Origin of the sequence: Acinetobacter sp. ANC5681 (genome assembly GCF_023488045.1) — a bacterium.
Lineage (GTDB): Bacteria > Pseudomonadota > Gammaproteobacteria > Pseudomonadales > Moraxellaceae > Acinetobacter.
In genome coordinates this window covers 1-8,970 of sequence record NZ_JAMFKZ010000052.1, presented here as the reverse complement: position 1 = coordinate 8,970, position 8,970 = coordinate 1, and the positions used below count along the sequence as shown (strand labels likewise).

Genomic DNA, 8,970 nt, shown 5'->3' with positions numbered 1-8,970 from the left:
GTTTCTTGCTCATGGTAAACTCCTAATGAGTATGTATAGTTTACCAAGTTAAACCCTCCTGTTTTTTAAGCACACATCATTAAGAAAGTGCTCGCAATTTTAAGGAAGAAAAAGCCTGATAGGACAAGGGCCCTATGAAATTTGTCGTGTACAGAGATTATTTTTATTTCCCACAAAAGTCCAAAACTCATCAACTTCAAGAGACTCATAATGACTTTGTTTAGGCTGAATTTGGTAGGTCGATTCGGTTAAAGTACGTAAAACTTTACCGATACTGATTCGCTCAACTTCAGCGATATCTCGTATACCACTACCTCTGACCATCAACTGTAATATTTTTCCAGTAATGCCTGAATTACATCCTAGATAGCTCAGAGCATGGTCACCAATAAACTGACGTTTACAGTCTTTGCACTGATAGTTTTGTTTCCCATCTACTTTGATGCCATTTTTCTTTATACTGTCACCGAGGCAGGTTGGACATTTGATTTCTAGAGTTATTCGCATTTCTCTATTTTATCAAAATTCAACCTGCTTTGTTTCAGCATACTTTTTGAAACACCACCAAAAAAAGAACCAATAAATGGTTCTCTCATCTCTTGATTGAATTTGGCTCAAACAACAAAGTCATCACCTAGATACACTTTACGTACTTGCTCATTATCTAAAATTTCTTGCGGAGTTCCTTCTGCTATCACAGAACCTTCACTGACAATATAAGCTTTCTCACAAATTGCTAAGGTTTCTCTTACATTATGATCAGTGATTAAAACACCAATTCCTCGACTCTTTAATGTCTGGATAATATCTTTAATATCACCTACAGAAATTGGATCGACGCCTGCAAATGGTTCATCTAATAGCATAAATTTGGGATCAGCTGCCAACGCACGAGCAATTTCAGCACGACGACGTTCACCACCAGATACACTCATTCCTAACGAGTCTTTAATATGATTAATTTTAAAATCATTCAATAATGCAGTTAAACGTTGCTGTCTTTGCTGTTTATTTAGATCTTTACGCGTTTCCAAAATTGCCATGATATTTTCGGAAATTGTGAGCTTTCTAAAAATTGATGCTTCTTGTGGTAAGTATCCAATACCTTTACGTGCCCGCTCATGCATCGCTAGATCAGATAAATCTAAATTATCTAAATGGATTTCACCCTTATCCATCCGAACAAGTCCGACAACCATATAGAAACTTGTGGTTTTACCTGCACCATTTGGTCCAAGTAAACCGACAATTTGACCGCTTTGCATCGTAAATGAAACGTCTTTTACCACCCACCGTTTACTATAGTTTTTAGCTAGGTGTTTAATACATAAAGTTTGTGATTGCTGTACTGATTGATCCATTAATCACGCGCCCCTGGAGAACTTTTAGAACTTGATGGCGGAATAATAATTTGAACTCGATTTGATGAAGAACCTTGTGCCTCTACATCACCTTTGTTCATACTATATTTCAGACTGTTACCACGAATACTAGAGCCATCTTGATACAGATACGCCTTACCAGTTAAAGTAATAATCCCTGTATCGGCATTATAAACAATGGTCTGTGCTTCACCACGTGCTAAACCTTTTTTAGCATCCATTTGCTGCTGAAATTTTGCCAACTGACCTTTAGCTGTAATCGTTTGTATTTCTTTTTTGCTATTCAATGTCGCAATAATAGAATCAGCCTGAAGCTTCATCGTGCCTTGCTCGATCACTACGTTACCCGTATAGGTTGTTACACCCGTTTTATCATTATAGGTTGCACGATCAGCAACCAATGATAACTGTTGGCTACGGTCTGATGGCAAAGCAAAACTTGAAGCCGAAGAAAATACTACAGCGGCAATACAAGTGACCTGTTTTAGGAAAGTGAAACGAAATTTAGAATTAAAAGCTTGGCGCATACTTTCCTCGAATTTTGTAGAATTCATATTGACCATTATTCAAATTTGCCTTTAGACCTTGACTAACAAACTCAGAACTTGGCGTTTGTACAGTGACTGAGTGTTGTGTCTCTAATTCTCTGGTTTTTGGATATCCTGTGAGTTCATTAGTATGAAACTCCATTTTCCCCTGATCAGACAATTTAGTTGCAACGACATTGCCTTGTAATATGATCTTTGTATTATCGTCATAGCCTTGTGCTTGTTTTGCATAAAACGTTGCATCAGCCTTACCCTGCTCGTACATCACGGCATTTAATTGATCAAGTTGGGATGTTTTCTGCTGCATATTTTGCTGCAACTGTTTCACCTCAGCCCGAATGTATAAATTACCCTGCTCATCAGTCTGTGTTAAGTGAACACCCTGCGCTGAATAAGTCATATTTTTCGCTGAATCAACATCCAACTTTTTTGCTTTGCCGCTGTAATAATAATAGCCACCACTTAAAGCAGCAATCAAAACAGCGACAACATATAAAACCTTGGTATCCATAAACAGAGTTACCTGACCTTTGGGTAATTCACGCTACTATTAATGTGGTACAGCTAAATATTTTGCAAGTAGCTCTTGGTAAACGCCTTTTGAAAATAAGAGCATATCGCATACTTCTCGAACTGCGCCACGTCCACCCATCGCTTGAGTGACTAAATTTGCGCGTCGACGAACTTCTTCATGCCCATTGGGAACAGTAATACTCATGCCAGCAATCGCAAATGCAGATAAATCAGGCCAGTCATCGCCCATATATAAACAATCTTCAGGTGAAATATTTAACTGAGCACATGCTTCACGTAATGCCACACCTTTATCTTCTCGCCCTTGAAAAATAAGATCAACACCTAAATCTGTCATTCTTTTTTCAACAATATTGCTCTTACGTCCAGTGATAATAATCACTTTCATTCCTGCTTGTTGAACCAATTTCATACCTAACCCATCACGAATATCAAATGATTTAAGTTCATCACCTGAGTTTGTTAGGGTTACAAAGCCATCGCTTAAGATTCCATCCACATCAAGCACTAATGCTTGTAAATGACGTGCTTGTTCTTGTAAAGCATAAGATGCCATGGCTTAATTTACTCCTGCCTGAATAAGGTCATGCATACTAATCACACCAATCACTTTATTGGTATGATCAACAACTACAAATTGATTAATCTTTCTCTCATGCATTTTTTCCAATGCTTCCACCGCACGGGCTTCTTGAGAAATAGTGAGTGGATTTTTGGTCATAACTTCAGCAACTGGGAGATTTACATCAAAACCTTGCTGCTGATCAATCATTCGGCGTAAATCACCATCAGTAAAAATACCTAATAAAATATCGTTCTCATCAACAACCGTGGTAAGACCCAAACGTTTATCTGAGATTTCATATAACACCTTGTTCATCGGTGTATCAGGTTTAACTTTGGGTAATTCAGTCCCTGTATGCATCAAATGTTTTACATGCAAAAGTAAGCGTTTACCTAATGCTCCCGCAGGATGGGAACGAGCAAAATCATCTGCGGTAAAACCACGCGCTTCCAACAATGCGACGGCTAATGCATCGCCTAAAACAAGTGTTGCAGTCGTACTAGATGTTGGTGCTAAACCTAGAGGACAAGCCTCATCCGCCTCACCTAATGTCAGTGCAACATCCGCATTCTGTGGCATTGGTCCTTTATCATCACGACTGATAGTAATTAATGGTACACCTAGATGTTTGATTAACGGCATGAGCATCATGATTTCATCACTTTTGCCTGAATTTGAAATCGCGATTAATACATCACCTCGAACCAACATACCCAAATCACCATGCCCCGCTTCACCTGGGTGCATAAAAAATGATGGTGTCCCAGTTGATGCAAGTGTCGCTGCCATTTTTCGACCGATATGACCTGATTTGCCCATACCCGTCACAACAACACGCCCTTTACACTGCAAAAGAATTTCACAGGCACGATCAAAACTTTCATTAATTTGTGTTGCAAGAACTTCTAAGGCTTGTTGCTCAATTCGCAGGGTCTCTAATGCGCTTTTTTGAAAATTTATGGCTTGTGACATATGAGTTTGACCCAGAATAATACGCTATCCACCTGAAGGCAGATGATTTTAATCAAAAGAATGATACTGATTCTAGCATAATTGAAAAATATGCACGTTTCTAAATGTAGTAGTTTTCATCGAAAATGAAGAGAGATTGAACTTATGTTAACTGCTAGAATCTACTAAGTAATAAAGTATATACCCTGAATAGACTAAACGACCTGCTTTCACTTCATCTTCAGAACATTGCTTTAAAGCAGCTTCGCTAGAAAATCCATATTCAAATAATCTTGAACCAGCAAAATCAAGCAATCTCCATAAATCAAAACCATTGATCTGCCCCTGCTCTCCAAAATCAAAATCTACGGCACATCTAGGTAATTTAACCTTACAGCCAAAACCATGTTTAAAATATGGAATACCTCCTATCAATTTACCAAGTTGAGGGATATCCATACATGCCCATTCAATATTTGTAATAGGTTGGTTTATACCAGATCCTTGCATAAGAGCTAGAACCTCACATACTGCACTTTGATAAGCAAGAATGAGACATCTGAGATTGCTATTCATCATAAACTCAAGAGTAAAAAATCATAATATGCGATATTGCTAAAAAATAGGCATTTATAAAGGCAATCACTCCTCCATTTTTTTCACCTGATAACTTTATGAAATACAATGCATACGTTATGATGAATCACGATTTTTGTAGAGTGTTTGAAAACCCTTATGCAACCTTTTGTTCTATATAATTCTGAGCAACGTAAAAAAGTTGAATTTGTCCCACGTCAAGAAGGTCAAATCGACATGTATGTCTGTGGTATGACTGTTTATGATTACTGTCATATTGGGCACGCTCGAGTTATGGTTGCATTTGATTACATCATCCGCTTCTTACGCAGCCAAGGCTGGAAAGTTCGCTATATTCGTAACATCACGGATATTGATGACAAAATTATTGCGCGTGCCAATGAAAATGGCGAAAGCATCCAACAACTCACGGCTCGTTTTATTGATGCAATGAATGAAGATGCAGCTAATTTAGGCTGTGCAGCACCAGACGAGGCACCAAAAGCAACTGAATATATTGATCAAATGCAAAATATGATCAATACATTGGTTAATAAAGGCGCTGCCTACCCCGCTGCCAATGGTGATGTCTATTTTGAAGTGACTAAATTTGATAAATATGGCCGCTTATCAGGTCGTAAATTGGACGACATGCAAGCAGGAGCATCAGAACGTGTCGATGTCGAAGTAGACAAGAAACACCCATTCGACTTTGTACTTTGGAAACATGCCAAAGAAAATGAACCTGCATGGGCTTCACCATGGGGCAATGGTCGCCCAGGTTGGCATATCGAATGCTCTGCAATGTCGACTTGCTGCTTAGGCAATCATTTCGATATTCATGGTGGTGGTTCAGATCTCATGTTCCCTCACCATGAAAATGAAATCGCACAAAGTGAAGCATCAACAGGTGAACAATATGTCAATTATTGGATGCATGTTGGTTTTATCAATGTTGATGGCGAGAAAATGTCTAAATCTTTAGGCAACTTCTTTACCATTCGCGATGTCATGGAAAAATTCCATCCCGAAGTGATTCGTTACTTTATTGTCTCATCTCATTATCGTAGCCCTGTCAATTTCTCTGATGTTGCATTAAAAGAAGCAAAGACCACACTAAGTCGTTTTTATCATTCATTTAAAGCTTATCAGCAAGTTTATGGTCAAAAAACAGTTGCAACTTTAGCGCAAGATCTTGTTGAACGCTTCAACAGTGCAATGCGTGATGATTTTAATACTGCGGAAGCAATCGCAGTACTATTTGAAATCAATAAAGAATTAAATCGTGCGGTTAAAGAAGAACAGGCTGAACAAGCAACTGTTCTTTATTCAACGCTACGTTATCTGACGAACATTCTTGGTCTAGTGCAATATGATGTTGAAGATTTTTTAAAGTCTGATATTGGTCAAGAAGCGCTTAATCTCTCTGATGTAGAAATTGAAGATTTTATTCAACAACGTGTTGATGCCAAAAAAGCTAAAGATTTTGCAAAAGCCGATAGCATTCGTCAGTCTTTACTCGATCAAGGTGTCGTTTTAGAAGATACTCGCCAAGGCACAATTTGGCGACGTGCTGATTAATTCAACACTCAGTAACATAGAGAGTTGACAGTTGGATGAAACTCTCTATAATGCGTCCTATTGCGGGAATAGCTCAGTTGGTAGAGCATAACCTTGCCAAGGTTGGGGTCGCGAGTTCGAGTCTCGTTTCCCGCTCCAAAATTTAAAAAGCCTTTATCTAACGATAAAGGCTTTTTTATATTTAAAATTTACTGTTTTCTAAAATTTTAATACTTTGCAATAAGTAGGTTAAATAATAAATTTAAATTCTGCCATTTATAGATTTACCAAAGGTTAAATAACCCTTACATACTGTCACTACCCTTTCTTCTTAAAATCCCATAGTTTAAATAACAATATTTTTCAAAAAAGAGTTTAACACCAAATGAAAAAGTCAATTATTGCAATTTCTCTAGCTTCTCTTGTATTAGCCGCTTGTAGTAAAACTGAAAATAAAAAAGTTGAAGAGCAAACACCAGCTACAACTGAAGCTGTATCAGAAGCAACTGTAGCTGATACTGCACATACTACTGAAAATGCATTAGATTGGAATGGCACATATAAAGGCATACTCCCTTGTGCAGATTGTGAAGGTATTAAAACCGAACTAGAACTTAATTCAGATAAAACTTATGAGATTAAAGAAACGTATCTTGGTAAGGGTGATGGCAAACCATTTGAAAGCAAGGGTAGTTTCCAATTCGATAACAAAAATTCATCTATTATTGAATTAGATAAAGCTAGTGATAGCCGTAAATATTTTGTTGCTGAGGGTTATTTAAAAGCATTAGATATGGATGGTAAAGAAATTACGGGGGATTTGGCTGATAAATATCAACTCAAAAAAGAAGCTGAATAATCTTTTTAAATTTTAAATGCTCGCTGTTGCGAGCATTTTTATGATTAAAATAAAAAACCCTGCTTAAGCAGGGTTTTTTCGAATCAGTTCGCGACTTAGTGAGCAGCGAATTGGTTCATTGTGTTTTTAGCATCGTCGTGCGCTTTAAGAGCGTTGTCACCAGAGAAGATTTCTTTGTGATCATCACCGATGTCAGAACCCGCCATTGCTTGGTGTTTAACACAAGCGATACCACCACGGATTTCTTTACGTTGTACGCCAGCAACATAAGCCAACATACCTTCAGAACCGAAGTAACCTTGTGCAAGCTCATGAGTAGAAAGCGCAGCAGTGTGGTAAGTCGGAAGTGTGATCAAGTGATGGAATACACCCGCTTCACGAGCAGCATCTGCTTGGAATGTACGGATCTTAGCGTCTGCATCAGCAGCTAATTCAGTAGCATCGTACTCAGCGCTCATTAATTTAGCACGGTCGTAAGCAGAAACGTCTTTACCTTCAGCAACCCAACGGTCGTAAGCTTGTTGACGGAAGTTTAACGTCCAGTTGAACGATGGGCTGTTGTTATAAACAAGCTTAGCATTTGGAACTGTTTCACGTACACGGTTAACCATGTGAGCGATTTCTTCAACGTTTGGAGTCGCAGTTTCGATCCAAAGAAGGTCAGCACCGTTCTGTAAGCTAGTTACACAGTCAAGTACAACGCGGTCAATTTGAGTGCCTTCACGGAACTGGTATAGACCAGAAGCAAGACGTTTAGGACGGTGAAGTTTACCATCACGCTTGATCAGGATTTCGTCTTCTTGAGCTTCTGAAATGTCGATTTCAGTTGTGTCTAAGTAGCTGATATATTGAGAAGCGATGTCACCTGGCTCTTTAACCACTGGGATTTTTTGAGTCAAGTCAGCGCCTTCAGAGTCAGTACGTGCAACGATGATACCGTCGTCAAGACCCATTTCTAAGAATGCATAACGTAAAGCGTGGATTTTAGCGATGAAGTCTTCGTGTGGAACAGTTACTTTACCTGCTTGGTGACCACATTGTTTCGCATCAGATACTTGGTTTTCGATTTGAAGCGCACAAGCACCAGCTTCGATCATTTTCTTAGCAAGTAAGTAAGTCGCTTCTTCGTTACCGAAACCAGCGTCGATGTCAGCAATAATTGGCACAACGTGAGTTTGGAAACCATCGATTTGAGCAGTGATTTCAGCAGCTTTAGCAGTGTCACCAGCTTCTTGAGCTTTTTTAAGAGCACGGAATAAATCGTTTAATTCTTTCGCGTCAGCTTGACGTAAGAAAGTATAGATTTCTTCGATTAATGCAGGAACAGAAGTTTTTTCGTGCATAGATTGGTCAGGAAGTGGACCAAATTCTGAACGAAGTGCAGCAACCATCCAACCAGAAAGGTAGATATAGCGACGTTCAGTAGTACCGAAGTATTTTTTGTTCGCAATCATTTTTTGTTGAGCGATGAAACCGTGCCAGCAACCTAATGATTGAGTATATTTGCTAGAGTCAGCATCATAAGCAGCCATATCACGACGCATAATCGCAGCTGTATATTTAGCAATATCTAAACCAGTTTTGAAACGGTTTTGCATTTGCATACGAGCAGCATCTTCTGGGCTAATATCGCGCCAAGTGTCGCCGAATTTTGCTTTTAATTCGCGGATTGCATCAATCGCTGTTAAATATGTAGACATGATATATTCCTTTAGAGGGATTGGCATCGAATGATCGCAAAAAACCATGCTTTTATAGTCTAGATTTTAAGCACTTCATCAACATATTGCACAGCTTAGTCTGTGCAAACAGATTAATCCAATATTCTTGGTTAATTTTCAGTATTTATTTATGAAATATACAGATAAAACGATATAGAATATTCAAAACAATAAACCAAGACTTTGATATATAATAGGACTTACGCACTATTATTTATAGATTCTCTGTGGTAGCAGATGATTTTTATCGAGAATAAAGTCATCAATGAAGTTT

Annotated in this window: 9 protein-coding genes, 1 tRNA gene and 1 pseudogene; 3 read left to right on the top strand and 8 right to left on the bottom strand. The window is 38.4% G+C overall.

The window, feature by feature from the left end; genetic code table 11:
- Positions 1 to 156 precede the first annotated feature (156 nt).
- The 7 genes and pseudogenes from M5121_RS15240 to M5121_RS15210 all read right to left on the bottom strand — a co-directional run.
- Positions 157 to 507: pseudogene (locus M5121_RS15240) on the bottom strand (IS1 family transposase); the annotation flags it as partial.
- A 107-nt stretch (positions 508 to 614) separates the two neighbouring features.
- Positions 615 to 1,361: an LPS export ABC transporter ATP-binding protein gene (lptB, locus tag M5121_RS15235; protein WP_249571643.1), complete on the bottom strand. Its 747-nt coding sequence runs from the start codon at positions 1,359 to 1,361 to the stop codon at positions 615 to 617.
- Positions 1,361 to 1,909: a lipopolysaccharide transport periplasmic protein LptA gene (lptA, locus tag M5121_RS15230; protein ID WP_087546760.1), complete on the bottom strand. Its 549-nt coding sequence runs from the start codon at positions 1,907 to 1,909 to the stop codon at positions 1,361 to 1,363. Before lptA ends, lptB begins: the two co-directional genes overlap by 1 nt.
- Positions 1,893 to 2,441: an LPS export ABC transporter periplasmic protein LptC gene (lptC, locus tag M5121_RS15225; RefSeq protein WP_249571642.1), complete on the bottom strand. Its 549-nt coding sequence runs from the start codon at positions 2,439 to 2,441 to the stop codon at positions 1,893 to 1,895. The genes lptA and lptC overlap by 17 nt, the downstream gene beginning before the upstream one ends.
- A 39-nt stretch (positions 2,442 to 2,480) precedes the next feature.
- Positions 2,481 to 3,020, bottom strand: coding sequence for a KdsC family phosphatase (locus tag M5121_RS15220; protein WP_249571641.1), 540 nt, complete (start codon positions 3,018 to 3,020; stop codon positions 2,481 to 2,483).
- Positions 3,021 to 3,023: 3 nt separating this feature from the next.
- A complete protein-coding gene (locus M5121_RS15215; protein WP_087537127.1) occupies positions 3,024 to 4,001 on the bottom strand; it encodes a KpsF/GutQ family sugar-phosphate isomerase in 978 nt (325 codons plus the stop codon).
- 147 nt (positions 4,002 to 4,148) lie between these two features.
- Positions 4,149 to 4,556, bottom strand: coding sequence for a DUF6896 domain-containing protein (locus tag M5121_RS15210; RefSeq protein WP_502798292.1), 408 nt, complete (start codon positions 4,554 to 4,556; stop codon positions 4,149 to 4,151).
- A 159-nt stretch (positions 4,557 to 4,715) separates the two neighbouring features.
- Between M5121_RS15210 and cysS the strand changes: the two genes are divergently transcribed.
- From cysS to M5121_RS15195, 3 genes are all read left to right on the top strand, one after another.
- A complete protein-coding gene (gene cysS / locus M5121_RS15205) occupies positions 4,716 to 6,137 on the top strand; it encodes a cysteine--tRNA ligase (protein ID WP_249571639.1) in 1,422 nt (473 codons plus the stop codon).
- A gap of 62 nt (positions 6,138 to 6,199) precedes the next feature.
- A tRNA-Gly gene (locus tag M5121_RS15200) sits at positions 6,200 to 6,275 on the top strand.
- A gap of 226 nt (positions 6,276 to 6,501) precedes the next feature.
- On the top strand, positions 6,502 to 6,975 hold the full coding sequence (locus M5121_RS15195; RefSeq protein WP_249571638.1) for a copper resistance protein NlpE: 474 nt from the start codon (positions 6,502 to 6,504) through the stop codon (positions 6,973 to 6,975).
- A gap of 95 nt (positions 6,976 to 7,070) precedes the next feature.
- Here the strand turns inward: M5121_RS15195 and M5121_RS15190 are convergent, their stop codons facing one another.
- Positions 7,071 to 8,675 (bottom strand): isocitrate lyase, encoded by a 1,605-nt coding sequence (locus M5121_RS15190; RefSeq protein WP_249571637.1) that lies wholly within the window; start codon positions 8,673 to 8,675, stop codon positions 7,071 to 7,073.
- Between the last annotated feature and the right edge of the window lie 295 nt (positions 8,676 to 8,970).